Origin of the sequence: Pseudomonas pharyngis (genome assembly GCF_021602345.1) — a bacterium.
Classification (GTDB): domain Bacteria; phylum Pseudomonadota; class Gammaproteobacteria; order Pseudomonadales; family Pseudomonadaceae; genus Aquipseudomonas; species Aquipseudomonas pharyngis.
The window spans coordinates 434,760-461,409 of the sequence record NZ_BQID01000003.1 but is presented as its reverse complement, the minus strand read 5'-3'; the positions used below and the strand labels follow the sequence as shown (position 1 = coordinate 461,409).

The following is a 26,650-nucleotide window of genomic DNA, read 5'->3' as shown; positions in this document are numbered from 1 at the left end:
TCTTCGGATCGCCAACAAGAGAACAACATGAGCCAGACATCCTTCGCTATTCAGCAGGCCGCCGTGATCGGCGCCGGCACCATGGGCCGCGGCATTGTCATGTGCCTGGCCAACGCCGGCGTGTCAGTGCAGTGGGTCGATAACAATCCACAGATGCTTGAGCAGGCGCTGTCCACCGTGGCCGAGACCTACGCGCACAACGTGCGACAGGGGCGGATCGATCAGGCCGAAGCCGATGCGCGGATTGCCCGTGTCAGCGCGGCGGCGGACTATGTGGCAATCCGCAACGTCGACCTGGTGATCGAAGCGGTGTACGAGAACCTCGAGCTCAAGCAGAAGATCTTCCGCGAGCTCGATGGCGTGTTGAAACCCGAGGCGCTGCTGGCGAGCAATACTTCGGCGCTGGATATCGACGCCATTGCCGCCGCGACACGGCGACCGACTCAAGTGCTGGGCCTGCATTTCTTCAGCCCGGCGCACATCATGAAGTTGCTGGAAATAGTCCGTGGCGCACAAACTTCTCCGGCTGTGCTTGAAGCCGCTCTGGAGCTGGGCAAGCGCATGGGCAAGGTCAGTGTGGTGTCGGGCAACTGCCACGGTTTTATCGGCAACCGCATGCTGCATCCGTATGTGCTCGAAGCGCGCAAGATGTTGCTTGAAGGGGCGTACCCACACCAGGTCGATGCGGCGTTGCAGAGTTTCGGTTTTGCCATGGGGCCGTTTCGCATGTACGACGTGGTCGGCATCGATCTCGAGTGGCGTGCCCGTGAACTGGCGGGCAAGGGGCAGGATGCACCGGAGGTTCAAGTGGATAACCGTCTGTGCGAGTTGGGTCGGTTCGGTCAGAAGTCCGGCAACGGTTATTACCACTACGAGCCGGGCAGTCGACAGGCCGAGCATGATCCCGAGGTCGATGCGCTGGTGTTGAACGTCAGCGAAGGCCTGGGGTTTCATCGCCGGGATATTGGCTCGGAGGAGATCCTTGAGCGGTGCCTGCTGGCGTTGGTCAACGAGGGCGCGAAGATCCTGCAGGAAGGGATTGCCGAGTCGGCGCATGACATCGATCAGGTCTATCTGAATGGCTACGGCTTCCCGGCAGAGAGAGGCGGGCCGATGGCCTGGGCGGATGACCAGGGGCTGGCCGACATTCACAAGCGATTGCTGGCACTGGAGACCCGGCAGGGTGATCACTGGCGGCCGGCGCCATTGATTGGCGAGCTGGCGGCGCGCGGCAAGGGTTTTTATCTTTAGACTGAGCAGATCACTCCAGGAATCGACACTGATGTCCAACCCGATGCCGCAACGCAGCGATTACCCGCACTTCCAGCCGATCACCACGCGCTGGCATGACAACGACGCCTACGGTCACGTCAACAACGTCACCTATTACAGCTTCTTCGACACGGCCGTGAACACCTATCTGATTCAGGTCGGAGGGCTGGATATCCATGACGGCGAGGTGGTGGGGTTTGTGGTGAGTTCGTCCTGCGACTACTTCGCCTCGATCGCTTTTCCGGATCGAATCGAGATCGGCTTGCGGGTTGGCAAGCTGGGTAATAGTTCGGTGCAATACGAACTGGCGGTGTTCAAGGCCGAAGAAGACGAGGCCTGTGCCGCCGGGCGCTTCGTGCATGTGTTTGTCGACCGGGCGTCCAATCAGCCGGTGTCGATTCCAACCCGATTGCGCGAAGCGCTGGAACGCCTGGCGATGTGACAGGCAAAAAAAATCGCAGCCCGGGGGAGCTGCGATCTGGATGTATCGGCTAAAGAGGCCAGGCCTCAGTCGCGATAGTAGCGGTGATGCTTGCGATGGCCATAGGCATGGCCACGACCTGGGTGACGGTCACGGTAGTAGCGACGATCATCATGGCGACGATCGTAATGACGATCATCGTCATCGCTCTTGTTGCCCATGTAGTTGCCCAGCGCGCCACCCGCGCCACCGCCGGCTGCTGCGCCGATCAGGCTGCCGGTGGTGCCGCCCATGCTGCGGCCGACCACGTTGCCGCCGGCTGCGCCCAGCGCACCGCCAATGGCTGCTTCACCACGGCTGCGCTTGTCGGCGCCCACCGCACTACCACCCGCGCCGCCCAGGGCTGCGCCGATGGTTGAACCTGTACTGCCGCCTAACGATTGACCGACGACCGAGCCAAGAACCCCGCCCAATGCGCCGCCCACACCTGCTTCGGTGGTGCCTCCGGCAGAAGCGAAGCCACTGACCAGGCCAAGGGACAACAAGAGAATCGAGGAGAACTTCATAGAGGAGCCTCAAAGGGATGACGGCGCGATCCTGAGGCTCTGGAATGGGCGTGACAATCGAAATCCGACGAATAGCACGACCTGTATACAATTCTGCAAGTTGCTGATTTTTGGGCGGAACTTAACTGATTTTCGCCGGTCTTTAACTACTTCGGACAGGCCGCTTTGATCACAAAGCGGCCTTTTTTGTGGGCGTTCGAAAAGTGCTCGCGAACGCCCTCAGGCGCCGTATCAGGCCGATCTGGCCATGATCAGCCCCGTTTCGCTCGCCGCTTCCAGGCGAATGGCAATGAACTTCGAAGTCGGCGTATGGCTGCCATCGCCGGTGCTCTCCAACGGCACCAATGGATTCACCTCAGGGTAATAAGCCGCTGCCTGCCCTGCAGGAATATCGAACGCCAAGAGCGTGAAGCCCTTCACCCGACGCTCGCGACCATCGTCCCACAGCGACACGATGTCAGCCTTCTGTCCCGGCTTGAAGCCCAGACGGATGATGTCGGCTTCGTTGGCGAACAACACATCGCGCTGTCCCTTCACCCCGCGATAACGATCGTCGAGACCATAAATCGTGGTGTTGTACTGATCGTGAGAGCGCATCGATTGCAGGATCAGGTCCGGCAGTTTGCCGGTAGCGCGGGTGCGTTCGTGGATCAGGTCCTTGGGCAGCATGTTCGGCTTGAAGTTGGCCCGGCCCGACGTGGTGTTCCACTTGCGCGCGCCGGCGCTGTTGCCGAGGTAGAAGCCGCCCGGGTTCTTGACCTTCTCGTTGAAGTCCTTGAAGCCCGGAATGGTGTCGGCGATCAGTTCGCGGATGCGCCGGTAGTCGGCCACCAGCCAGTTCCAGTCCACCGGTTTGCTGCCCAGGGTGGCGGCGGCAATGCCGGCGATGATCGACGGCTCCGAGCGCATCTGGTTCGACAGCGGCTGCAACTGGCCGTTGGAGGCGTGCACCATGCTGAACGAGTCTTCCACGGTGACGGCTTGCGGGCCTTCGGTCTGGATATCGATGTCGGTACGACCCAGGCACGGCAGGATCAGCGCGTCCTTGCCGTGGGCCAGGTGGCTGCGATTAAGCTTGGTGCTGATCTGCACCGTCAGGTCACAGTTGCTCAGGGCCTGGAAGGTGCGCGGGCTGTCCGGCGTGGCCTGGGCGAAGTTGCCGCCCAGACCGATAAACACCTTGGCGCGACCTTCGGCCATCGCGTGAATCGCTTCGACCACGTTGTGCCCGTTGTGACGTGGCACCTTGAACTGGAAGCGGCGCTCAAGGGAATCAAGGAACGCCACCGGCGGACGTTCGTTGATGCCCATGGTGCGGTCGCCCTGCACGTTACTGTGGCCGCGTACCGGGCACAGACCGGCGCCGGGTTTGCCAATGTTGCCGCGCAGCAGCATCAGGTTGGCGATCTCCTGGATGGTCGGCACCGAGTGGCGATGCTGGGTGATGCCCATCGCCCAGCACATGATCACGTTCTTGCCTTTGGCGTACATGCGCGCCGCTTGCTCGATTTCCACCAGGGTCAGGCCGGACTGGGTGACGATCTGCTCCCAAGGGGTATCGTCGACGACACCAATGTACTCGAGCACATTGACGCTGTGCTCATTGAGGAAATCGTGATCGAACACGGCCGGTGCGCCAGCCTTCTGCGCATCGCGCTCCCATTGCAGCAGGAACTTGGCCATGCCGCGCAGCACCGCCATGTCGCCGCCCAGCGCCGGGCGGAAATACGCGGTGTTGGTCGGCTTGTCGCCGTTGGTGAGCATTTCCAGCGGATGCTGCGGATGCTGGAAGCGTTCCAGGCCGCGTTCTTTCAGCGGGTTGACGCACACCACCTGGGCGCCGCGTTTCACTGCTTCACGCAGCGGTTCGAGCATGCGCGGGTGGTTGGTGCCGGGGTTCTGGCCCCAGACAAAAATCGCATCGGCATGTTCGAAGTCGTCGAAGGTCACGGTGCCTTTGCCGACGCCGACACTTTGTGCCAGGGCCACGCCGCTGGCCTCGTGGCACATGTTCGAGCAGTCGGGGAAGTTGTTGGTGCCGAAGGCGCGCACGAACAGTTGATACAGATACGCCGCTTCGTTGCTGGCGCGGCCCGAGGTGTAGAACTCGGCCTGATCCGGGCTCGACAGCGCTTGCAGGTGTTTGCCGATCAGCGCGTAGGCATCGTCCCAGCTGATGGGTTTGTAGCGGTCGGTTTCGGCGTCATACACCAGCGGTTCGGTCAGACGACCTTGATATTCAAGCCAGTAGTCGCTCTGCTCCAGCAACGAGGTGACGCTGTGCTTGGCGAAGAACTTGCCGTCGACCCGACGCTTGGTCGCTTCCCAGTTCACCGCTTTGGCGCCGTTCTCGCAGAATTTGACCATGCCGCTTTCCGGCGAGTCGCCCCAGGCGCAGCCCGGGCAGTCGAAGCCGCCGTTCTGGTTGGTCTTGAGCATCATGCGCAGGTTTTTCAGCGCGTTGTCGCTGGTCAACCAGGCCTGGGCCACGCTGATCAGGGCGCCCCAGCCACCGGCCGGGCCCTTGTAAGGCTTGTAGCGCGGAACGGGTTTCTGGTCGGCTTGATGATGTTGGCTCACGGGTGTTTCTCCATTTCTGGGCTATACACCCGCGGCGCGTTCTTCTGCGGCAGGTGGATGAGATTGAGGTTGTGGCGTCGCGCCCATTGCACGGCGAGACCGGTAGGCGCGGACAGGCTGACCAGGGTCTGAATCCCGGCCCGCAGGACTTTCTGGATCAATTCGAGGCTGCAACGGCTGGTGACAATTGCCAGGCCGCCGGCTGTGGATATCTTTTGCCGGATCAGACCGCCAATCAGCTTGTCGAGGGCGTTGTGCCGGCCGATGTCTTCGCGGCCCAACAGCAATTCACCGCTGGCGTTCATGAACACCGCCGCGTGCACTGCGCCGCAATGCTGACCCAGCGGTTGGAATGCGCCGATACGCTGGCGCAAACCATCGAGCCATTCGGCGGGCGGCAAAGGTGCGCCGGGCAAGACCTTGAGGTCAGGCAGCGCCTGCTCCACCGCTTCCACGCCGCACAGTCCGCAACCGCTGGTGCCGGCCAGTTGCCGCCGCTGCTGCTTGAGGTTCCAGAAGGCGCGGTTGGCGATGGTCACTTGCGCGTATTGCGCCGAGCCCGAACCGCTCAGTTGCAGGTCGTAGATGTCCGAGGCGTCTTCGATGATGCCGCTGCCGAGGCTGAAGCCGACGATGAAGTCTTCAAGGTCGGTCGGCGTCACCAGCATCACGGCCTGACTGATGCCGTTGTAGGCAATCGCCAACGCGACTTCTTCGGCCAGCGCGGTGCTGGCCGATTCCGCGAGGGGGAGATCGCTGTAGCTGTAGGTCTGACTGGCGGCTGGCGCGGGCGTTTCGAGAGCAGGCGCCGCGCAGGCCGGGCGCTTGGCGTTCATGGCATCACCGACGGATTGATCAACGTTAAGACTAGGCGCGGCAAGATGTCGCGTCTAATCGCTAGTGTCGATCCCTTGATAGATGCCGTCGATCAAGTGTCCGTGGGTGATTTTTGATAAAGCGCGAAACAGGCTTCGGCCAGCGCCGATCGTGGTGCCCCGCGACGCATGATCAGGCCCAGTCGGGCGAGGGTCTGGGCGTTTTCGATGGGTTGCAGGCGCAGATGATCGGTCAGGTTTTCCAGGCCGCCGTCCAGTGGCATCACCGCGCAGCAAAGGCCGCCGTGCACAGCCTGCAACAATTGGTGAACGGCATCGGTTTGCAGCAAGGGTTGTGGGGTCAGGCCACGACTGTGAAAGTTATGGTCGATGGACTGGCGAAAGTGCATGCCGCTGGTGAGCATGCCCAGGGGCAGTTCGATCAGCGATTCCCAACTCAGCGGTGCCTCACCAAAGTTGAAGAACCGCTGGTCGTAGAGCAGGCCCATCTGCGTTTCGCTGAAGGCCAGGGATTCAAACCGCTCGCCGTCGAGGCGGTCCAGGTAAGACACGCCAATGTCGATGCGGTTGTTCGCCAGTTGCTCCAGAACCTGTTCGGAGCTCAGCGAGGACAGTTCGAAGCGCAGGTTCGGATGTTGTGCGTGCAGGCGCTGCATCAACGGCAGCGCATCGAAACTCGACAACGGCACCACGCCCAGGCGCAGGGTGCCGATCAGATTGCCGCGACAGGCCGCCGCTTCCGCTTGCAAACCGTCGTAGGCCGCCAGTACCGTGCGCGCCCAGGCCAGCACCCGTTCGCCCGGCGCGGTGAACCCTTCGAAGCGCTGGCCACGGTTGACCAGTGGCAGGTCGAGTTCTTCTTCGAGGCTGCGCAGGCGCATCGACAGGGTCGGCTGGGTGATGTGGCAGCGGGCTGCGGCCTGGCCGAAGTGGCGGGTTTCGTCGAGGGCGATGAGGAATTTCAGCTGCTTGATGTCCATCTTCGCTCCGGGGCGCTGGCAGGGGTGGGCGATTCTACCGCTTGAGTGACGGCAGGGTCATTGGTCGGCTTGGAACCGGGTTTGTCCGGGGTGGTCTAGGCTTGGGCGTCTGGAACCCAAATCAAGGAGTGTGCGCCATGAGTCTTTTGAGCTTTGTGAAAGAAGCGGGTGAGAAACTGCTCGACCTGCTGACCCCCGGCAACGCCAATGCCAGCGAGCAATTGAAGGAACACATCAGCAAGGTCGGGCTGGGTAACCCGAATGTCCAGGCAACCGTGGACGGGGACAAGGTGACCGTTACCGGTGAAGTGGCGAGTCAGGAAGAGAAAGAGAAGATTCTTCTGGCAGTGGGCAACATTGCCGGTGTCGGCAGCGTCGATGACCAGATCACCGTGACCGGGCCGGTTGTGGCGGCGGCGCGTTTTGTGGTCGTGAAGAAGGGCGACACCCTCAGCGCGATTTCCCTGGCGGTGTATGGCAACGCCAACCAGTACAACAAGATCTTCGAGGCCAACAAGCCGCTGTTGTCACATCCGGACAAGATTTATCCGGGGCAGACGCTGCGTATTCCCGAGTAACCGCAGATACCGCTATCGCGAGCAGGCTCGCTCCCACATTGGAATGCATTTCAGTTGTGGGAGCGAGCCTGCTCGCGATGGGGACGATGCGGTCTACAGGCCCGCAATCAAATCCCGATAATCCTCGACCGCCGCGAACTCCCCGGTGTCCTTCGGCCCTTTGCGACTGTCCGGCTCTTTCACGGCCAACAGATGCGCCACGCCGAAATTCTGTGCACTGCGCAGGATCGGCAAGGTGTCGTCGATGAACAGGCTACGCGCCGGGTCAAAACCGATATCGGCCTGCAAGGCGTCCCAGAATTGCGGGTTTTCCTTGGGGAAACCGTAATCGTGGGAGCTGATCAGCCGTTCGAAGTACGGCGCCAGTTCGATGCGTTCCAGTTTCAGCGACAGTGAATCGCGGTGGGCGTTGGTGATCATCACCACGCGTTTGCCGGCTCGCTTGATCGCTTCCAGAAAAGTGTCGGCGTCCGGGCGCAGGGCGATCAGGTGGGCGGTTTCCCGTTTCAGTTCACGCACCGACAGCTTCAGCTCCGCGCTCCAGAAGTCCAGGCAGTACCACTGCAACTGACCGGCGTGGCGCTCGAACAGCGGCTGCAATTCCATTTCCGCCATGGCCCGGCTCACGCCATGCAGTTCGGCGTAGCGCTGCGGCAGGTGTTCGAGCCAGAAGTGGTTGTCGAAGTGCAGGTCCAGCAACGTGCCGTCCATGTCGAGCAGAACGGTGTCGATGTCGGACCAGGGTAATGAAGGCATGGCAACGTCTCGAGCGGTAGAAGGATATCCGACGCAAACAATCGGAAAAGCCGCGTTATAGTAGCGCGTTCACGCCAAGGAGCTTTGCATGCGCCAGAAACCCACCGTACTTGCCCGCGAGATCGTCGCCACCAGCCGGCTGTTCTGCGTCGAAGAGCTGAAGCTGCGTTTCTCCAATGGCGTGGAACGCACCTACGAGCGACTGGTCGGCAAGGGCGCCGGCTATGGCGCGGTGATGATCGTGGCAATGCTCGATGCCGAGCACGCGGTGCTGGTCGAAGAATACTGCGGCGGTACCGACGAATATGAACTGTCGCTGCCCAAAGGCCTGATCGAGCCCGGCGAAGATGTGCTGGCTGCCGCCGAACGCGAGCTCAAGGAAGAAGCCGGTTATGGCGCGCGACAGCTGGAGCATCTGACCGAATTGTCGTTGTCCCCCGGTTACATGAGCCAGAAAATCCAGGTGGTGCTGGCCACCGACCTGTACGAAGAGCGTCTCGAAGGCGACGAACCCGAGCCGATGCGTGTAGACAAAGTCAATCTGCGACAGCTGTCGGCACTGGCGCAGAATCCGAATTTCAGTGAGGGCCGCGCCCTTGCGGCGCTGTACCTGACCCGCGATCTGCTGACCCAGCGCGGATTTTTCAGTCATGAGTGAGATATCGATGAATTTTCCCCATCCGTTGATGACGCCGGTGGTTGAACTGGCCCTGCGGGCCGGTGAGGCGATCCTGCCGTTCTGGCGTGCCGATGTGGCGGTCACCGCCAAGTCCGATGATTCGCCGGTGACGGCGGCGGACATGGCCGCTCACCACGTGATCGTGGCGGGCCTGACGGCGCTGGACCCGAGCATTCCGGTGCTGTCCGAAGAGGACGCCAACATCCCGCAAAGCGTGCGCGCAGGCTGGCAGCGCTGGTGGTTGGTGGACCCGCTGGATGGCACCAAGGAGTTCATCAGCGGCAGCGAAGAATTCACCGTCAACATTGCGTTGATCGAAAACGGCCGGGTGGTGTTCGGTGTGGTGTCGATGCCGACCACTGGGCGGTTCTACGTCGGCGGTGCGGGGCTCGGTGCCTGGCGCGGCGACACGGGCGGCACGCCGGTGGCGATTCAGGTTCGTGACGTACCGGGGCCTGGCGAAGCGTTCACCGTGGTTGCCAGCCGCCGTCATTCGAGTCCGGAGCAGGAACGCTTGCTGGCCGGTTTGAGCGCCAGCCTTGGCGAGTTGCAGCTGGCCAACATCGGCAGTTCGCTGAAATTCTGTCTGCTGGCCGAAGGTGCGGCGGATTGTTACCCGCGACTGGCGCCGACTTCGCAATGGGACACGGCGGCGGCGCAGGGCGTTCTGGAAGGGGCGGGCGGTGAAGTGCTCGACCTGAGTGGCGCAGCGTTCTGTTATCCAGCTCGGGAGTCTTTGTTGAACAGTTTCTTCCTGGCGTTGCCGGCGAAAGCCGCATGGCGGGCGAAGCTGCTCGAACTTGCCCGCTCGTAAGCGTGTTCAGTCTTCAGCGGTGCAGGACGTACTGCCCGCTGAACGTCACTGCATCTTCATTGCTCCCGGCATTGACGACCCGCGTGTGCAGCGTCAGTCGCGCCCGCCCGTAGCGCTGATACATTGTCAGAAATTTCTTCCACTGCGCTGCGCTCGGTGACGGGCAAATCGCAATGGCATCACCGGTCACCGGCAGTGGATAACTGATCTGCCCCTCCTGGATCACGATGTGGCCGTCGGTGATGCCTTCTTCCTTCAATCGCAGATGCAGCCAGCCCCAACCGGCCAGCACCGCGCCGCAATACAGGCTGCCGCCGAACATGGTGCTCTTGTGATTGACGTTGGCGTCCAGCGGCAAGTGCAGGCGTAGTTGCTGTTCCTGCCAGTCGAGCACCTTGAGGCCCATGTCCCGGGTCAGCGGGATGTCGTGGTGAAGAACGGATTCCAGATAACGACTGTCGTGCTTCATGCCCGGACCTCTTGCGGCAGAAAAGTGAATTGAGCGCGCTTCATTCGGATTCGTCGGAATGGCCGCCGCTGCCAGCGAAATTCAGACCGTGCTTGCGCAGTTTGTCGTGCAGGGTCTTGCGCGGAATGCCCAGGGCTTCGGCGAGACTGCGTACGGAACTGTGAGAGCGGGCCAGTTCGGCGGCGATCAGGGATTTCTCGAAATTTTCCACTTGTTCGCTGAGCCCGCCCGCCGTGATCTCGACGGTGGTGCCGGGGCTGCCATCGGGCTGCGTGTTGTCCAGGGCCAGCTCCAGGCCGAGGGCAAAGCGCTCCGCCGCGTTCTGCAATTCCCGCACGTTGCCCGGCCATGAATGGCGCAGCAGCAACGCCCGTTGCGCCGGTTGCAGTTCATGCGGTGGTAGACCGTGGCGGGCACTGGCTTCGTCGGCGTAATGCTGGAACAGCATCAACGCGTCTTCGCCTCGTTCGCGCAACGGCGGAATGCGCAGCGGTGCCACGTTGAGGCGGTAATACAGGTCGGCACGGAAACGTCCCTGATCGGCGGCCTGGCGCAGGTCTTCCTTGGTGGCGGCGATGACGCGGATGTCCAGCGGGATCAACTGATTGCCGCCCAGACGCTCGACCACTCGCTCCTGCAGCATGCGCAGCAGTTTGACCTGCACGTCCATGCTCATGCTTTCGATTTCGTCTAGGAACAGCGTGCCGCCATTGGCGAATTCGAACTTGCCGATCCGGCGCTTTTGCGCGCCGGTGAAGGCGCCGGGCTCATGGCCGAACAGTTCGCTTTCGACCACCGACTCGGCCAGCGCCCCGGCGTTGATCGCCACGAACGGGCCGTTACGCCGGCTCGACAGGTCATGCAGGGCGCGGGCGACGACTTCCTTGCCGGCACCGGTTTCGCCGAGGATCAAGACATCGGCCTTGGTCGCCGCCAGCGCGCCGATTTGCTCGCGCAGGCGCGACATCGGCGCCGACTGACCGACCAGCCGCGCGCTCAACTCGTTGCGATCACTCAGGGCCATGCGCAGGCTGCGGTTGTCCAGCACCAGGCGGCGCAGGGCCAGGGCGCGGCGCACGCTGTCGAGCAGGGCGTCGCTGGCGAAGGGCTTTTCCAGAAAGTCGTAGGCACCCGCGCGCATGGCTTGTACGGCCAGCGGCACATCGCCGTGGCCAGTGATCAGCAGCACCGGCAACTCGGGATCCTGAGCGTGCAACTCGCTCAACAGTTCCAGGCCATCCATGCCGGGCATGCGGATGTCGCTGACCACCACGCCCGGCCAGTCGCGCTCCAGTTGCGCGGCCAGACCCTTGGCCTCGGACAGCGGAAGAATTTTCAGGCCGGCCAGATCCAGAGTCTGGCCAAGGGCCTGACGCAGGTGCGGATCGTCGTCGATCAGCACCACCTGAATGCGGTTGTCGATGGTCATGCGCTTCGATCCTCGGACGGTTGCAGGCTGACCCCGGGCGCGCCGGCGCGCAGCCGCAGGGTGATCAGGGCGCCACCTTGCTTGTGGTTGGCGAACGACAGTTCACCGCCGAAGGCGCGCATCAGGGTTTCGCAAATGGCCAACCCCAGACCCAGACCCTGGGTGCGGGTCTTGGTCGTGTAAAACGGTTCGCTGGCACGGCCCAGGGCTTCCATGCAGAAACCCGGGCCATTGTCGCGAATGTACAGATTGACGCCTTCGTCGGTGGATTCGGCACTCAGCCACAATTTGCGCGGCGGGCCTTTTTCAGTCAGAGCGTCGAGGGCGTTGGCCAGCAGGTTGCCCAGCACCTGGCGCAGACGGGTTTCCCCGGCCTCGACCCAAAGGGTGGCGGCCGGCAGGTCGCGGATCAGTTCGACATCCATGCTCCGGCGACGTTTGGCCAGCAAGGCAAGTGCGTCGTCCAGCGCCGGTTGCAGGGCCACGCTTTCCGGGGCGTGGCGGTCGCGGCGGGCGAAGGCGCGCAGGTGGGCGATGATCGATGCCATGCGCCCGGTCAGCTCGCTGATCAGTTTGAGGTTGCCTCGTGCGTCTTCGGTGCGTTCGTGGTCGAGCAGCACTTCGGCGTTTTCGGCGTAGCTGCGGATCGCCGCCAGCGGCTGGTTGAGTTCGTGGCTGATGCTCGCCGACATCGTCCCCAGCGCCGACAGCTTGCCTGCCTGTACCAGATCGTCCTGGGCGCGCACCAGTTCCTGCTGGGCCTGTTCGCGTTCCAGCACTTCCTGTTTCAGGCGGCGGTTGAGGCCTTCGAGATCGCTGGTACGTTCGGCGACCCGTCCTTCGAGTTCCCGCCGGGCCTTGGCTTCGAAGGCGATCCGTTCCAGGTAATGACGACGACGCTGCATCATCAGGCCCAGCAACAGCATCACCACCAGCAAGGTGGCGCCGCCGATCGCCACGACCGTGCGCACAGGTCGGTCGATCAACGTACGCGGGGCGAGGATGCTGACGCTCCAGCCGGTTTCCGCGATCTCCTGGGTTTGCGGCAACCACGCGGTCGGGCTCAGGTTCAGCGGGCGTGGCTCGCGGGTCGGGTAGGGCTGGATTGCGGTGATCGCCGCGCGCTCGGCATCACTGAGGGTGCGGGTCGCGCGAAAACGCCATTCCGGGCGCGAGGTGAGGATGACCACGCCGTTGTGGTCGGTCACCAGCAGTTGTTCCGGGGTTTTGCCCCACAGGCTTTCGGTGTGGTCGAGGTCAACCTTGATCACCAGCACGCCGATGATTTTTTCGCCGTTGCGCACGGCGGCGGCGAAGAAGTAGCCGCGCTTGGCAGAGGTAGTGCCCAACCCGAAGAAGCGCCCGAGGCGTCCGGCCATGGCTTCGCTGAAGTACGGCCGGAATGAGAAATTACGCCCGACGAAGCTGTCGTGCTTGTCCCAGTTCGACGCTGCGAGCGTCTGGCCGTTGGTGTCCATCAGGTACATGACTTCGGCGCCGGTCTGCGCGGCGATGTTCTTCAGCAGGCGGTTGGCGTTGCCCTGTGTCACGCCGTCGTCCGGCGCCCCGAGCACCGCGCGCAGGGCCGGCAGGTCGCCGAGGATTTGCGGCAGCACTTCATAGCGATGCAGCGTGCCCAACAGGTTGGCGACGTAGAGGTCGAGGGTCTGGCGATTCTGACCGGCCAGTTCGCTGCGGTAATAGCGCTCGGCCAAGTGTTCCAGCGGCCACAGCAGCGGTGCCAGGCACAGAGCCAGCAGGGCAAGACTGCGCCAGCGGGGGCGACGGGGAAGGGTCGGAGTCATGAGCATCGGGCGCCTGTGGGTACAGGCGCATTATGCCTAGGCTTGCCGGCGCAGTCTGCGCACCCGTGGCCGGGTGTGCAGCGGCGCTGAAAATTCACACAGGGCTTCAGGAAAAGACGTCGGCTTCCTTGAAGAAGGCGGCTGCCTGATCCTTGGCCGACAGTTTTGGCGCTTCGTCCAGCTGCCAGTCGATAGCCAGATCCGGGTCATCCCAGCGAATGCTGCGCTCGGCCGACGGGGTGTAGTAGTCAGTAGTCTTGTAGAGGAATTCGGCGAACTCGCTCAGCACCACGAAACCGTGGGCGAAACCTTCCGGTACCCACAGTTGACGGTGGTTGTCGGCGGACAGGCGCACGGCCACCCACTTGCCGAAATGCGGCGAGCTGCGACGGATATCCACAGCGACATCGAGGACTTCGCCAGCGGTAACGCGGACCAGTTTGCCCTGGGTGTTTTCCAGCTGGTAATGCAGCCCGCGCAGAACGCCTTTCTGCGAGCGCGAATGGTTGTCCTGGACAAATTGCGTGTCGAGGCCGGTGGCGTCCTGAAAGGCCTTGGCATTGAAACTTTCGTAAAAGAACCCGCGCTCATCACCAAACACCTTGGGTTCGATGATCAGGACACCAGGCAGGTCAGTGGGGATTACATTCATGGGGATATTCCAGTGGCAGGTTTGAATGGCCGACATTCTTGCGCAAAGTGCCGGTGGGTGCGAGAGGGGCATGCAAATCCCCCTGCTTCGCAACCTGTCAGGGGACGGATGGTCTGGGGGTTGCTTATCGCCTGAAGCAATGGCGATATAGGCGCCTAATAAAATTTCAGGGGTCGCTCCATGTCGTTCGCCACGTTGATTCATCGCGCCAGTTTGCCCAGCCCTCAGGTTTCACTGGAGCAGGCACGGCATCTGCTGGCGCAGCATTACGGCTTGAACGGCACGTTGCAGGCCCTGGGCAGCCAGCAGGATCTCAATTACCGGGTCGACAGCGACCGTGGGCGGTTCGTGCTGAAGATCTGCCGGGGCGATTATTCGCTGGTCGAGCTGCAAGCCCAGCATGCGGGCCTTAAGTACCTGGCCGAGCACGGCGCGGTGAAGGTGCCTCGGGTGATTGCGGCCAGTAACGGTGCTGACCTGCTGACCCTGGACGTCGAGGGCGAATCGGTGCATGTGCGGCTGCTCGATTACATCGAGGGCCAGCCACTGACGGCTCTCGATCATCTTGGCCATGAGGTTGTTGCCGGGTTCGGCCGGCTCTGCGGCGAAATGGATCTGGCCCTGGCCGGGTTCGACCATCCGGGACTCGAGCGCACGCTGCAATGGGACGCGCGCCACGCCAGCGCACTGATCGAGCACCTGCTGCCGGTCATCGAAGACGAACGCCAGCGCGCGCTGATCGCCGAGGCTGCCGAACAGGCCAGACTTCGTTTGCAGCCGCTGGTGGAGAAGCTGCCGGTGCAGGCGATCCACATGGACATCACCGACGACAACGTGGTCTGGCAACGGGATGCCCGGCGGCACTGGCAGTTGCAGGGCGTCATCGATTTCGGCGATCTGGTGCGCACCTGGCGCATCACCGATCTGTCGGTCACCTGCGCCGCATTGCTGCATCACGCCGCCGGCGATCCGTTGGTGATTCTGCCGGCCGTGCAGGCCTATCACGAGGTCAATCCGCTGCAGCACGAAGAACTGCTGGCGCTGTGGCCGCTGATCGTGGCGCGGGCGGCGGTGCTGGTGCTCAGTGGCGAACAACAGGTCAGCATCGATCCGGGCAACACCTACAGCCGCGACAACCTGACCCACGAATGGGAGATCTTCCGGGTCGCCACCTCGGTGCCGCTGGCATTGATGGAGGCGGCGATTCTGACGGCGGTCGGCCAGACATTGCCGGCCATCGACAGTGAAGGTTTTGCGCCGTTGTTGCCCGATCTGGTCGGGCGCGAATTCGCGTTGATCGATCTGGGTGTGTTGAGCGCGCACTTCGAGGCGGGCAATTGGGAGCAGCCAGGCATCGATCAGCGCCTGTTGAGCGAGGCCGCCGCCATCCATGGTCTGGCGGCCAGTCGCTATGGACAATACCTTCTGTCCCGCACCCGGCCCGACAGCGCCGATGAGCCAGAGACTTTCCCGCTGCACGTCGAATTGCATGTACCCCAAGGTTCGACGGTGGAGGCGCCGTTCGCTGGCGTACTGCACCTGTCGGCCGACGGCGCACTGCGACTCGACGGCCCGCAACTGAGCCTGCGTCTGTGGGGCGTGAAACCTTCGTTGCACAGCGGCGCTGCGCTGGTGAAAGGTCAGGTGCTGGGTTCGGTGGACGGTCCGTTGATCGTGCAATTGATTCGCGGCGCACAGCTTGAGGCGCCGCTGTTCTGCACGCCGAGCCGTGCGGCTGCTTGGCAAGCACTTTCCCCATCACCGGCCGCGCTGCTGGGTCTGGCCTGCGACGCCGAACCCGAGCTGGACGCAGCAACCCTGCTGGCGCGTCGCGACGCCAGTTTCGCCCGCACCCAGAAACACTATTACGTCGACCCGCCGCGTATCGAACGTGGCTGGCGCAATCACCTGATCGACATGCAGGGCCGTTCCTACCTCGACATGCTCAACAACGTCGCGGTGCTCGGCCACGGTCATCCGCGCATGGCGGCGGTCGCGGGCCGCCAGTGGTCGTTGCTCAATACCAACTCGCGATTCAACTATGCGGCCGTCGCCGAGTTCTCCGAACGTTTGCTGAAGCTGGCGCCGGAGGGCATGGATCGGGTGTTCCTGGTCAATAGCGGCAGCGAGGCCAATGACCTGGCGATCCGCCTGGCGTGGGCCGCCAGCGGTGGCCGCGACATGATCAGCGTGCTGGAGGCTTATCACGGCTGGACGGTCGGCGCGGACGCGGTCTCGACCTCGATTGCCGATAACCCGCAAGCCCTGAGCAGTCGCCCGGACTGGGTGCATGCGGTGACCGCGCCGAACACCTATCGCGGCGAATTTCGCGGCGCGGATTCGGCACCGGATTACGTGCGCAGCGTCGAACATCATCTGGCGAAGCTCGATGAGCAGAAGCGGCAACTGGCCGGGTTCATCTGCGAGCCGGTCTACGGCAATGCGGGCGGGATTTCGCTGCCGCCGGGTTATCTGAAAAAGGTCTATGAATTGGTGCGCGCCCGTGGCGGCGTGTGCATCGCCGATGAGGTGCAGGTCGGTTACGGCCGTATGGGCCATTTCTTCTGGGGTTTCGAAGAGCAAGGCGTGGTGCCGGACATCATCACCATGGCCAAAGGCATGGGCAACGGCCAGCCGCTGGGCGCGGTGATCACCCGCCGGGAAATTGCCGAAGCGCTGGAGGCCGAGGGCTATTTCTTCTCGTCCGCCGGCGGCAGTCCGGTGAGCTGCCAGATCGGCATGGCGGTGCTCGATGTCATGGAAGAAGAAAAGCTCTGGGAAAACGCCCAGGTGGTCGGCGCCCACTTCAAGGCGCGGCTGGAAGCGCTGATCGATCAATATCCGTTGGTCGGCGCAGTGCACGGTTCGGGGTTCTATCTGGGGGTCGAGCTGATCCGCAATCGGGAAACCCTGGAGCCGGCAACCGAGGAAACCACGCTGTTGTGTGATCGCCTGCGCGAGCTGGGGATCTTCATGCAGCCGACCGGCGATTACCTGAACGTTCTGAAGATCAAACCGCCGATGGTCACCTCGCGTCAGAGCGTGGATTTCTTTGTCGACATGCTGGCGAAGGTGCTTGAAGAAGGGCTTTGAGGCGATCGGCAACCTTCAAATACCGATTTGTATCGGTATTTGAAGGGATTAATTCAGATTGTTTTTTATTATTGGCTTCTAAAGCCGATATTTATCGTTTATAAAGTCGCCATAGTCCGTCGTCCAACCCTGTACGGCGTGTTGAAAACCCTCGACGGTTCCCTGGAGTCTGATCGACATGACCACTTTGAAAAGCACACCACGCGCCGATGGCTTCTACATGCCGGCCGAATGGGCACCGCAAACCCAGACCTGGATGATCTGGCCCGAACGTCCGGACAACTGGCGTCTGGGCGGCAAACCTGCGCAGGCCGCTCACGTCGCCGTGGCCAAGGCCATCGCGCGTTTCGAACCGGTAACCGTGGCGGTGTCCGCCGGCCAGTACGAAAACGCTCGCGCTCGCCTCGACGTGCCGAATATCCGCGTGGTCGAGATGTCCAGCGATGACGCCTGGGTTCGCGATAGCGGACCGACTTTCGTGATCAACAACAGCGGCGAAGTGCGCGGTGTGAACTGGGATTTCAACGCCTGGGGCGGCTTTGACGGTGGCCTGTATTCGCCGTGGAACCGCGACTCCCAGGTCGGCGGCAAGATCCTCGAAATCGAGCGCAGCCCGCGCTACCGCACCGAAGGCTTTGTGCTCGAAGGCGGCTCGATTCACGTCGACGGCGAAGGCACCCTGATCACCACCGAAGAATGCCTGCTCAACCGCAATCGCAACCCGCACTTGGGCCGCGAAGAAATCGAAGCGGTGCTCAGTGAAAACCTGTCGGTGGACAAAATCATCTGGCTGCCGGATGGCCTGTTCAACGACGAAACCGACGGCCATGTGGATAACTTCTGCTGCTACGTGCGTCCGGGCGAAGTGCTGCTGGCCTGGACTGACGATCCGCAGGATCCGAACTACCCGCGTTGCCAGGCCGCGATGAAAGTGCTGGAAAGCAGCACCGACGCCAAGGGCCGCCCGTTCACGGTGCACAAGATGCCGATTCCGGGGCCGCTGTTTGCCACCGAAGAAGAATGCGCTGGCGTGGACCCGGTGGACGGCACTCAGGAGCGCAACCCGAGCGTGCGCCTGGCCGGTTCCTACGTGAACTTCCTGATCGTCAACGGCGGGATCATCGCGCCAAGCTTCGACGACCCGATGGACGCCCCGGCTCGGGAGATCCTGCAGAACCTGTTCCCGCAACACGAAGTGGTGATGGTGCCGGGGCGCGAACTGTTACTGGGCGGCGGCAACATTCACTGCCTTACCCAACAGCAGCCCGCGCCGCACAAAGAGTGAGTGCGGATGTAACAGCTTGAGTTGATTGGGAAATCGACCGGGCAGTCGTTTGTTGCCCACGCTTGAAGAGAAACCCGCAGCCCGTCAGGACTGCGGGTTTCTTTATGTCCGCTGGTCGACAATTGCCAGACATTGGCATAGCTCTTGTATCGCTCATGGTGCACTAGGGAGGGGGGAGAACTTCAACAGTTCTGTCATATACCTTGGATAACTTAGCCGCTCATGAACGGGGAGAGAGCGCTGAAATGAACGCCGAAGTGAACGTAATCAGCGAGCGGACGTTGCATCCCATGGCTGTAAATAGTGAGTCGCTCCAGATTGTCGCGCACTGGTTGAAGTCCAATGGAACGCGTCAGATCAGGGAACCTGATCCGCGCCGGATGATGATCGAGCGTTACCCCGCTGGCCTGTTCAGCGAGGCCGAACTGGAAGCACTCTGGGATGTGATGGAAGGATAAGAAGAACAAACAGGGATTGTAAAAAGCGCTGCCGGGATGGCAGCGCTTTTTTTATGGGAGCGATATCAGAAGCTGCAGGTGCCAATGCCCACCAGGTTGTCTGCCTGATCTGGAAGTGGCGGCTGCCGGTCTCGATTTGACCGATTGCCGAAACACACTGAAAGCCATTCCGGCGTTTTTCCGCAACGACCGAGGGACTAATGTGCCGACATCATTTTTCCCACCTTCCAGCCGGAGCTTTCCGATGACTCTTCATTACATCTACGACCCGCTGTGCGGCTGGTGCTATGGCGCCAAACCACTGGTGCAAGCCGCACAGCAAGTGCTGCCGGTGATCGCCCACGCCGGCGGCATGATGACCGGTGCCAACCGCCAGAACGTGTCACCGCAACTGCGCAATTACGTGATGCCTCATGACCGGCGCATTGCCGAATACACCGGTCAGCCGTTTGGCGAAGCCTATTTCGAAGGCCTGTTGCGCGATCACACCGCGGTGTTTGATTCGGCACCGCCGATTGCCGCTGTGCTGGCAGCGGAGAAAATCGACGGCCGTGGCCTGGAGCTGCTGGGGCGTTTGCAGACGGCGCACTATGTCGAGGGGCGCCGAATTGCCGACGAAAGTGTGCTGTTGGAATACGCGGTCCAGCAGGGTTACGACGCCGCTACTTTCTTGAACGCCAAGCAGTCCGTCGACACCGAGCAACATATGAAGAACAGCCGCGCTCTGTTGGCGAAACTCGGCGGGCAGGGTTTTCCGACTCTCGCACTGGAGCAGGATGGTCAGTTCACAGTGGTGGATATCGGCCCGTGGCTCGGTAAACCGCAGGCCTTCGCTCAATGGTTGAGTGAGTCGTTTACGCCTGCGACAGCGGCGCATGCCTTGCCGGTCTGTGGCCTCGACGGGGGTGCGTGACCCGGCATTAAAATCCCTGATTACAGGCGTTTCCCTGCACGAAGCCACCGCAAAATTTACTTTTTTTAGAAGTTTTTCGCCTATTTAAAGACGATTCTTGAAATTGACACATTGTTGAGGGCGCGGCTACGATTCGGCCCAACGCCTGTGGCTAACCGCCATGACTCAAAATCAGGAGCAGGCCCGCCATGACATTGTCTTGAGCGGGTCTTTTTGTTTCGGGGTGAATAAAAGAGTGCAATAAGCGCCGTTTCAGCCGTTCGACACAGCGCGTTTCAACCCGTAATAAGGAAAACAAAATGTTGAACAAGCGAATCAGTTTGATCGCACTGGGGATGTTGAGTGCCACTTCGGCCATGGCTAACGACCAGGCCGAGTCCAAGGGTTTTGTTGAAGACAGCAGCCTCAAAGTGCTGCTGCGCAATGCCTACATCAATCGTGACTACAAAGATGGCAACCAGGACAAAGCCGAATGGGGCCAAGCGGCCATCGGCACGTTCTCGTCCGGTTTCACTCAAGGCACCGTGGGTGTGGGTGTGGATGCCTTCGGTCTGTATGCACTGCGCCTGGACGGCGGCAAGGGCCGCAGCGGTGCCGGTGGTATCGACTTCTTCAAACAGGGTGACAGCGGCAACGCGGCTGACGACCTGTCGAAGGGTGGCGCAGCGGTAAAATTCCGTATCTCCAACACCGTACTGACTTACGGTGACCAGATGCCGGCCCTGCCGGTGCTGAGCTACGACAACGTGCGTCTGCTGCCGGAAAGCTACACCGGTACCTTGATCACTTCCAAAGAGATCAAGGGTCTGGAGCTGAACGCCGGTCGCTTCACCGCCGAATCGCGCAAGAGCGCTGAAGGCCGTGACAGCGGTGGTCTGAAATCGATCAACGTGTTGGGCGGTAGCTACCAGTTCACCGAACAGTTCAAGGCAGCGCTGTACGCTTCCGACGTCGAAGACGTGCTGAAGAAGCAATACGTGAACGCCAACTACGTGTTCCCGATCGACAAGGATCAGTCCCTGACCCTGGACTTCAACGGTTACCGCACCAAGCTGGACAACTCCTACGTCCGCGAAAACGGTGTAACCGGCGACGACAACAAGATCTGGAGTCTGGCAGCGACCTTCGCCACCGGCCCGCACTCGTTCACCGTGGCACACCAGCGCTCCACCGGCGACAGCAACCTGGGTTACGCCTACGGCGGTTATCAGAAAGGTCAGGGTCGCGTGGGTGACGGTGGCAACACCATCTACCTGGCCAACTCCTACTGGTCCGACTTCAACGCTGAAGACGAGCGTAGCTGGCAGTTGGGCTACGGCCTGGACTTCAGCGCATTCGGCGTACCGGGTCTGAGCTACAACTTCGCGTACGTGCGTGGCGACAACATCACCACGTCCACCAGCGAAGGCGGCACCGAGCGTGAGATCTTCAACCAGTTCAAGTACGTCGTGCAAAGTGGCCCGGCCAAAGACCTGAGCATCAAGCTGCGTAGCTCGATCCTGCGTGTTTCGCAGAAATCCAGCGAATACAACGTCAGCGGCAACGAACTGCGTGTATTCGTGGATTACCCGATCAATATCTTCTGATGATCGGTTGACCCGCAAAACGCGACAGAAAAACCCCGACTGGTTCGGGGTTTTTTTTTGACGCTTTTTGAAAAAACAGCATAAAAACCCGTGTTTTTGTCATTTGAAATGCACTTTCAAGCCGTTTCAAATCGCGTTTCAAACAGGGCTTTAAATGCCTGAAATTCTTTCTCATGGACGCAAATTCTCCACCTAATAGATTAGGCCGCTCAATGCAGCGGAGAATTTGGTAATGATCGTTTTAACCAGAGAAGTGGGCGAATCGCTACGGCGCGACAAGTACGCCAATGTGCAGGGTGCTGACTTCAATCTCTACGGTCATTTCGCCGACTTCGTCAGACTGACCAAAAGTTGGGAAAACATGGAGCCTGACAGTTACTACGGTCAGGCCGAAGCCGGCATGCGTTACCGTCGTTACAGCGACTTTGAGTACAACCCCAAGACTCGCGAACTGAAGCAACTGGAACATCGCGCGTACGTGCAGTCCAAGGCCAACAACAGCTATGTGGGCGGCGTGGTGCGGCACTTCCAGGACTTCTCGGACGAAGTCATCAGCTCGCCGGTGATGCGCAGCCTGATCGACACCGATTTCGAAGTGTACAAAAGCGTGTTGCCGGAAGAGCTGCACGATGAAATCTGGCAGTGCCAGATCCATCAGATCCGCATCGAGATCAAGCCCGGCAAACAACTGGAAATCACTCCGGAAGGGATTCACTGCGACGGTTACCCGTTCAGCGGCGTGCACTTCTGGGGGCGCAACAATGTCGAGGGCGCCGAAAGCCGCCTGTACGACATCCACGAGCAGCAACTGGCGTCGACCACTTACCAGGAAATCCTCGACACCACCTACTTCCTCGACCGTGACATGCGCCACTACGTGACACCGGCACGCAACACTCACTCCCACGCCATGGCGTACCGGCAGATCCTGGCTATTTCCTTCTCGCGGCCCGGGACCGCTTTCGACATTGTTCGCTAATCAGATCACCCCAATCGACGGCGTCGAATGCTCGACGCCGGTGGTGCTGCGGCGCGCGACGGCCAAGGACGCGCAGCGCATGGAGCGTTTCTTCCGCCAGTTCGACGAAGTGTCGTTCTGTGAATGGCAGGACGCCAAATGCCTGCGCGGCGTGTTGATCCAGAAAACCACCACGGCCTATCTCGCCTTCGACGTCGAAGGCGAGATCGTCGGCGCGGTGCTGGGCGGCATGCTCGGCAGCCGTGGCACGATCAACCATCTGGCGGTCAGCCTGCGCTATCGCAGCCAGGGCGTGGGCCAGCGGCTGGTGGAAGCGGCGTCGGCCGACATGAAACGGGTCGGGGTGCTGCGGATGTTCCTGTTCGTCGATGATGCTAACCTCGCGGGCAAGCGTTTCTGGACGGCCCAGGGTTTTTGCGAACCTCACGGCGAGCGGACATTTGAGAGGGATCTATGAATGAAACATCCGGCAGTGCGCCGCTGATGGTCGACCGTCAGCCATCGCGCACCTTTGCCGAAGCCAGCCCGGTGGTCGCTGGTTACTTCACCGTGTCGTTCGTGTTCGGGCTGATGGCGGTCAATGCCGGGCTGCCACTGTGGCTGCCGGTGGCCATGTGTCTGTTCGTGTATGCCGGGGCTTCGCAGTTTGCGGCGCTGGCGCTGATCAGCAGCGGTGCGTCACTGACCACCATCGTGCTGACCACGTTTCTGATCAACGCGCGGCACATGTTGATGTCGGTCTACATGGCGAAGGCCCTGCGGGCGCTGGGCCTGAGCCGCATGGAGCGCTGGTGCTATGCCGGCGGGCTGACCGATGAGTCGTTCGCCTTTCACAGCGTCAAACTGGGCACCGGGGCACCGGTGAACGTTCGCTATCTGATCGGCTTCAACCTGTTCTGCCACACCTCCTGGGTGATCGGCGGATTGCTCGGCGCCCTGTGTGCGCAGTACGCGTCGCACTTGATCAAATACCAGCTCGATTACGCGCTGACCGCGATGATGCTCTACGTGCTGGTCTCGCTCTGCAACACCCGCAATAAATTCATCGCCGCTATGGCTGCAGTCGTCTGCATGGGCGCACTGAGCCTGGTGGGCAGCTCGCCATTCAACGTTTTCATCGCCACGTTTGTGGGCTGCGGAGTGGGTGTATGCCTGACCAAACGTTCCTGATCCTGGTGGTCGCGCTGATGATGGCCGTGACCTTCCTGCCACGGGCCTTGCCGCTGCAGGTCAACACCGAGCACTGGCCGCCCTTCGTCGCCCGCGCGCTGGAGTACCTGCCGGTGGCGATCGTCGCTGCGATCAGCCTGACACCCTTGTTGATCAAGGATCAGCACATACAGCTCGATCGCCCGGAATTCTATGCAGCGATTCCGACGCTGTTATGTGCGTATTTCAGCAAAAACCTCTTTCTCAGTGTGGCGGTTGGGACGGCTGCGTACATTGCGCTCGGCTCGTTCATGTAGCGGCAGATCGACCACGTCGTTCAACGCCTGGCCGGACAGATCCGGGTTGTTCACCGCCAGGCGCACTTCGAGGAAATCCTCGAACCCGGGGAAAATCGTCAGGCCGTTCTTCTGCGCGGCCTCGCGGGAGACCATGCCGACCGCATCCATTTGGGTGATGAGCGACAGGGTCAGCGTTTCGCTGCAGGAATAAATCGTGCGCTGGCTGTTCTCGTGATTGCCCAGCCCGGCGTCGAGAAAACGCAAAAAGCTGTGGGAATACGGACAATCTTCTGCGGGACGCACCTGAAACTTGTTGCCAAGCAAGGTCAGCGGATCGTTCTCCTGACCACAGTGCGCGCCGACCACCTGCACCTGTACTTCAGGCAGGACAATGCTCGGCAGACCCGGACGCTGCGGACCGATCAGCACCGCAAGGTCAAAGTCCTCGTTCTTCAGCTTGCTGAGGTTTTCCATCGACTCGGCGTAGCTGAATTCCATCTGGTAATCAGGAAACACCTCGATCAGGCGCCCGATCAGTCGCCGGTTGAAATCCGGGTCCAGCGTGGTGTTCAACGCCACTTTCAACGTGCGCTGTCCCGGCACCTTCAACGCTTCGACTTTCGCTTCCATCTGCCGCGTGGCGATCAGCACTCTGTCCATATAGGGCGTCAGCTCGGTGCCTTGCGGCGTCAGCGTCAGCCCCTTGTTGGATCGTCTAAACAAGCGGAAACCGAACTGCTCTTCGACCTTGTTCAACTGTGCGGCCAGGGCCTGCACGGTCAGGCACGAATGCTCGGCTGCGGCCGACAACGAGCCGGTCTGCACGATGCGCATGAGGTTGCGTAAGGTTCTGCTATCCATGGGTAATGCCCTCTGAAGTGGGCTGGGTATTGTTGTGTACGTGACGGCCTGAACGGCGCCATTTGCCGGCTATATTCCTGTACCTGAGCATAGTTGTCGCGCAATTAGTAGCGAATTGATGTCCCTGCCGATGGCTGGAGGCTGACACAGGATCGGGTTTTTTGGTGACGTGGGGGTGATTGGGGTCAAAAAAAGTGCCCGAATCGAAGGAGTCGTGCACTTTTTTTGTGCAGTGGGGTTACAGCGGCTGGGACAATTTCGTACAGCCATCTCGCGCTGTTCAGCGTTGATGCCGGAAGCCTCCTATTGAAAGACAAGAACGGGCTGATTTATTACCGCAGCACAAGTGGCTGAAATATCAGGCAGTTAATTTCGGGACATTTTCAGTCCGAGGCCATTGGATATCCAGGCAATGCCGGCATCCGCGAAGCTAGCGAGAGGATGCCAATGAGTGTGCCTGGGAGCAGGGCGTTACCTGAACAAAAGAACTGGAAGGATCTTGGTTTACCGGACATTCGGGACATTGATCCCGAGTTGCTGACTTCTGCGATCAGAGAATGTCCGGGTGCCGAGAGTCTGGAGGCTGCATGGGCGCAAGTTGCCAAAGGCTTCGGGCTTTATGACGGCCTCAATTCAACAGTGATTGAGACACCCATTTGCCCAGTTCTGGTGAGGCGCGAGCACTTGTTGCACATTGTGGAAAAACGCCCGAATGCTCGAGAGCGCTTCACGGACTTCGCGCAAGACACCCTGAAAAAGCCGTTAGAGATCTGGAAGATTTCCTACGATGACGACTCTTTCCGACTGACATACATCGGTGTCTACAACACGAAATACCAGATGCTGGTCGTGATCCATATCGATCACGGCAACGTACTTTGGAACTTCATGAACTGTGACAAAAAGGGACTGAACAAGCATCGGCATGGAGAGCTGCTGTTTCAACGTTACCGATGGCCCAAACAAAAAGGGCAGCCTTAACAGGCTGCCCTTCACGAAAAAGTTGCTTGATATTGTGCTCCCTCAAGCAGGGGAGAAGAGGTCTCACCCGAACGCTGATTATCAGGTCATCAACGGGGTTCCTAACGCCGACTATCGCCACCTGATGGCAGTCGGTTTCGCGCTCTTGGGGCCGATTCTCGGCCACTGAATTTGATGTGTCAACCTAAGACTTCAAGCGGTAAGTGGTAGCGACGTAGGTGTATCAATTCATTACACCACCTCACAAATGAAGTACCCCACCCCTACTTTTTCCCCTCCCGGCACACGCTTAAATTGAGCTCCAACACCTGACCATCATCCCGAGGGCAGGTCACTGGAGTAGTCGTCATGCCATTTGTCAGCGTACGCATCACCCGCGACGGCGTTACCCGTGAGCAGAAAGCTCAGGTGATCGCCGAAATCACCGAAACCCTGGAGCGCGTCCTCAACAAACGTCCGGACCTGACCCACATCGTGATCGAAGAAGTCGACACCGATAACTGGGGCTACGCCGGCATCACCACCACCGAATACCGCCGACAACTGGCGGAACGGGGGCAGTCATGACCCCGACCGTAACCATCGATTTCGTTTCCGACGTGGTGTGCCCCTGGTGCGCACTCGGGGCAACAGCGCTGGAGCAGGCGATCGGCAACCTGGTCGGCGAGATTTCGGTGGAGCTGACCTACAAGCCCTTCGAACTCAACCCGGACATGCCCGCCGAAGGCGAACCGGCCGTGCAGCACCTGATGCGCAAATACGGCCGCACCGCCGAAGACGTCGCCGCCGGCAAGAAGATGCAGATCGAACGCGGCAAAGCCATCGGTTTCGAGTTCGACCTGGAGAAACGCACGCACTTTCACAACACCTTCGACGCTCATCGATTGCTGATGTGGGCGGCGCAGGAAGGGCGGCAAGTCGCACTGAAAAAGATCCTGCTGCGCGCTTACTTCCGCGACGGCGACAACCCCAACGATCACCCGACGCTAATCCGTCTGGCGACCGAAGCGGGACTGGATGCGGCGAGGGCCCGCAAGGTGCTGGCCAACGATGAATTCGCCAGCGAAGTGCGGCAACTGCAGGCGTTCTACCGGCAGCACGGGATCCACTCGGTGCCCGCGCTGATCCTGAACGGCAAGCACCTCGTCTCCGGTTCGCAATCGGTCGAGTACTACGAACAAATGCTGAAAAAACTGGCTGCGGCCTGAT

At 60.9% G+C, this 26,650-nt stretch carries 27 protein-coding genes; 17 read left to right on the top strand and 10 right to left on the bottom strand.

The window, feature by feature from the left end; translation table 11 throughout:
* Positions 1-27 precede the first annotated feature (27 nt).
* Together L6D74_RS08975 and L6D74_RS08970 are read left to right on the top strand one after the other, a co-directional pair.
* Complete coding sequence (locus tag L6D74_RS08975; protein WP_236188775.1) at positions 28-1,251, top strand: 3-hydroxyacyl-CoA dehydrogenase; 1,224 nt, start codon at positions 28-30, stop codon at positions 1,249-1,251.
* A 31-nt stretch (positions 1,252-1,282) separates the two neighbouring features.
* Positions 1,283-1,714 carry an acyl-CoA thioesterase gene (locus tag L6D74_RS08970; RefSeq protein WP_039764604.1) on the top strand — a complete coding sequence of 144 codons (432 nt, stop codon included), beginning with the start codon at positions 1,283-1,285 and terminating at the stop codon, positions 1,712-1,714.
* A gap of 65 nt (positions 1,715-1,779) precedes the next feature.
* Here L6D74_RS08970 and L6D74_RS08965 read toward each other — a convergent pair whose 3' ends face one another.
* The 4 genes from L6D74_RS08965 to L6D74_RS08950 all read right to left on the bottom strand — a co-directional run bounded on the left by L6D74_RS08965 (position 1,780) and on the right by L6D74_RS08950 (position 6,655).
* Entirely contained in the window at positions 1,780-2,259 is a 480-nt protein-coding gene (locus L6D74_RS08965) for a glycine zipper domain-containing protein (RefSeq protein WP_011331978.1), read from the bottom strand.
* Positions 2,260-2,490: 231 nt separating this feature from the next.
* Positions 2,491-4,839 (bottom strand): FdhF/YdeP family oxidoreductase, encoded by a 2,349-nt coding sequence (locus L6D74_RS08960; protein ID WP_064592755.1) that lies wholly within the window; start codon positions 4,837-4,839, stop codon positions 2,491-2,493.
* Complete coding sequence (gene fdhD, locus L6D74_RS08955) at positions 4,836-5,675, bottom strand: formate dehydrogenase accessory sulfurtransferase FdhD (protein WP_085611193.1); 840 nt, start codon at positions 5,673-5,675, stop codon at positions 4,836-4,838. Before fdhD ends, L6D74_RS08960 begins: the two co-directional genes overlap by 4 nt.
* A 92-nt stretch (positions 5,676-5,767) precedes the next feature.
* Complete coding sequence (locus L6D74_RS08950) at positions 5,768-6,655, bottom strand: LysR family transcriptional regulator (RefSeq protein WP_085611192.1); 888 nt, start codon at positions 6,653-6,655, stop codon at positions 5,768-5,770.
* 137 nt (positions 6,656-6,792) lie between these two features.
* Between L6D74_RS08950 and lysM the strand changes: the two genes are divergently transcribed.
* Complete coding sequence (lysM, locus tag L6D74_RS08945; RefSeq protein WP_039764611.1) at positions 6,793-7,233, top strand: peptidoglycan-binding protein LysM; 441 nt, start codon at positions 6,793-6,795, stop codon at positions 7,231-7,233.
* 93 nt (positions 7,234-7,326) lie between these two features.
* Here lysM and yrfG read toward each other — a convergent pair whose 3' ends face one another.
* A complete protein-coding gene (gene yrfG, locus L6D74_RS08940; protein WP_236188773.1) occupies positions 7,327-7,989 on the bottom strand; it encodes a GMP/IMP nucleotidase in 663 nt (220 codons plus the stop codon).
* An 88-nt stretch (positions 7,990-8,077) separates the two neighbouring features.
* Between yrfG and nudE the strand changes: the two genes are divergently transcribed.
* Together nudE and cysQ are read left to right on the top strand one after the other, a co-directional pair.
* A complete protein-coding gene (gene nudE, locus L6D74_RS08935; RefSeq protein WP_064592763.1) occupies positions 8,078-8,647 on the top strand; it encodes an ADP compounds hydrolase NudE in 570 nt (189 codons plus the stop codon).
* A gap of 1 nt (position 8,648) precedes the next feature.
* Complete coding sequence (gene cysQ / locus L6D74_RS08930) at positions 8,649-9,482, top strand: 3'(2'),5'-bisphosphate nucleotidase CysQ (RefSeq protein WP_085648154.1); 834 nt, start codon at positions 8,649-8,651, stop codon at positions 9,480-9,482.
* A 13-nt stretch (positions 9,483-9,495) separates the two neighbouring features.
* Here the strand turns inward: cysQ and L6D74_RS08925 are convergent, their stop codons facing one another.
* From L6D74_RS08925 to rfbC, 4 genes are all read right to left on the bottom strand, one after another.
* On the bottom strand, positions 9,496-9,951 hold the full coding sequence (locus tag L6D74_RS08925) for a YiiD C-terminal domain-containing protein (protein ID WP_236188771.1): 456 nt from the start codon (positions 9,949-9,951) through the stop codon (positions 9,496-9,498).
* A gap of 40 nt (positions 9,952-9,991) precedes the next feature.
* A complete protein-coding gene (locus tag L6D74_RS08920) occupies positions 9,992-11,380 on the bottom strand; it encodes a sigma-54-dependent transcriptional regulator (protein WP_074689475.1) in 1,389 nt (462 codons plus the stop codon).
* Positions 11,377-13,185, bottom strand: a complete 1,809-nt coding sequence (locus tag L6D74_RS08915; protein WP_039764746.1) for a sensor histidine kinase — start codon at positions 13,183-13,185, stop codon at positions 11,377-11,379. The genes L6D74_RS08920 and L6D74_RS08915 overlap by 4 nt, the downstream gene beginning before the upstream one ends.
* A gap of 106 nt (positions 13,186-13,291) precedes the next feature.
* A complete protein-coding gene (gene rfbC, locus L6D74_RS08910; RefSeq protein WP_236188770.1) occupies positions 13,292-13,837 on the bottom strand; it encodes a dTDP-4-dehydrorhamnose 3,5-epimerase in 546 nt (181 codons plus the stop codon).
* A gap of 180 nt (positions 13,838-14,017) precedes the next feature.
* Here rfbC and L6D74_RS08905 point away from each other — a divergent pair, with 180 nt between their 5' ends.
* The 9 genes from L6D74_RS08905 (at position 14,018) to L6D74_RS08865 (ending at position 23,617) form a co-directional block, all read left to right on the top strand.
* Entirely contained in the window at positions 14,018-16,930 is a 2,913-nt protein-coding gene (locus L6D74_RS08905; protein ID WP_236188769.1) for an aminotransferase, read from the top strand.
* 178 nt (positions 16,931-17,108) lie between these two features.
* Positions 17,109-18,215, top strand: a complete 1,107-nt coding sequence (gene aguA / locus L6D74_RS08900; RefSeq protein WP_085647963.1) for an agmatine deiminase — start codon at positions 17,109-17,111, stop codon at positions 18,213-18,215.
* Positions 18,216-18,460: 245 nt separating this feature from the next.
* Positions 18,461-18,673 carry a hypothetical protein gene (locus tag L6D74_RS08895; RefSeq protein WP_007952633.1) on the top strand — a complete coding sequence of 71 codons (213 nt, stop codon included), beginning with the start codon at positions 18,461-18,463 and terminating at the stop codon, positions 18,671-18,673.
* A 244-nt stretch (positions 18,674-18,917) separates the two neighbouring features.
* The gene (locus tag L6D74_RS08890; RefSeq protein WP_236188768.1) at positions 18,918-19,586 is read left to right on the top strand and encodes a DsbA family protein; all 669 of its coding nucleotides are present in this window, start codon (positions 18,918-18,920) and stop codon (positions 19,584-19,586) included.
* Positions 19,587-19,885: 299 nt separating this feature from the next.
* Positions 19,886-21,172, top strand: a complete 1,287-nt coding sequence (locus L6D74_RS08885; protein ID WP_064592776.1) for an OprD family porin — start codon at positions 19,886-19,888, stop codon at positions 21,170-21,172.
* A gap of 232 nt (positions 21,173-21,404) precedes the next feature.
* Positions 21,405-22,151 (top strand): 2OG-Fe dioxygenase family protein, encoded by a 747-nt coding sequence (locus L6D74_RS08880; RefSeq protein WP_011331995.1) that lies wholly within the window; start codon positions 21,405-21,407, stop codon positions 22,149-22,151.
* Between the two features lie 79 nt (positions 22,152-22,230).
* Positions 22,231-22,608: a GNAT family N-acetyltransferase gene (locus tag L6D74_RS08875; protein ID WP_007952618.1), complete on the top strand. Its 378-nt coding sequence runs from the start codon at positions 22,231-22,233 to the stop codon at positions 22,606-22,608.
* Positions 22,605-23,321: an AzlC family ABC transporter permease gene (locus L6D74_RS08870; RefSeq protein WP_236188767.1), complete on the top strand. Its 717-nt coding sequence runs from the start codon at positions 22,605-22,607 to the stop codon at positions 23,319-23,321. Before L6D74_RS08875 ends, L6D74_RS08870 begins: the two co-directional genes overlap by 4 nt.
* Positions 23,300-23,617, top strand: a complete 318-nt coding sequence (locus L6D74_RS08865; RefSeq protein WP_007952614.1) for an AzlD domain-containing protein — start codon at positions 23,300-23,302, stop codon at positions 23,615-23,617. The genes L6D74_RS08870 and L6D74_RS08865 overlap by 22 nt, the downstream gene beginning before the upstream one ends.
* On the opposite strand, the gene L6D74_RS08860 is transcribed toward L6D74_RS08865, so the two are convergent.
* Positions 23,534-24,460, bottom strand: a complete 927-nt coding sequence (locus L6D74_RS08860) for a LysR family transcriptional regulator (protein WP_064592778.1) — start codon at positions 24,458-24,460, stop codon at positions 23,534-23,536. The genes L6D74_RS08865 and L6D74_RS08860 overlap by 84 nt on opposite strands.
* 447 nt (positions 24,461-24,907) lie before the next feature.
* On the opposite strand from L6D74_RS08860, the gene L6D74_RS08855 reads away from it, so the two are divergent.
* From L6D74_RS08855 to L6D74_RS08845, 3 genes are all read left to right on the top strand, one after another.
* Entirely contained in the window at positions 24,908-25,441 is a 534-nt protein-coding gene (locus tag L6D74_RS08855; protein WP_236188766.1) for a PBECR2 nuclease fold domain-containing protein, read from the top strand.
* 348 nt (positions 25,442-25,789) lie between these two features.
* Entirely contained in the window at positions 25,790-26,008 is a 219-nt protein-coding gene (locus L6D74_RS08850; RefSeq protein WP_007952610.1) for a tautomerase family protein, read from the top strand.
* Entirely contained in the window at positions 26,005-26,649 is a 645-nt protein-coding gene (locus tag L6D74_RS08845; RefSeq protein WP_236188765.1) for a DsbA family oxidoreductase, read from the top strand. The genes L6D74_RS08850 and L6D74_RS08845 overlap by 4 nt, the downstream gene beginning before the upstream one ends.
* The last annotated feature ends 1 nt before the right edge of the window (position 26,650 follow it).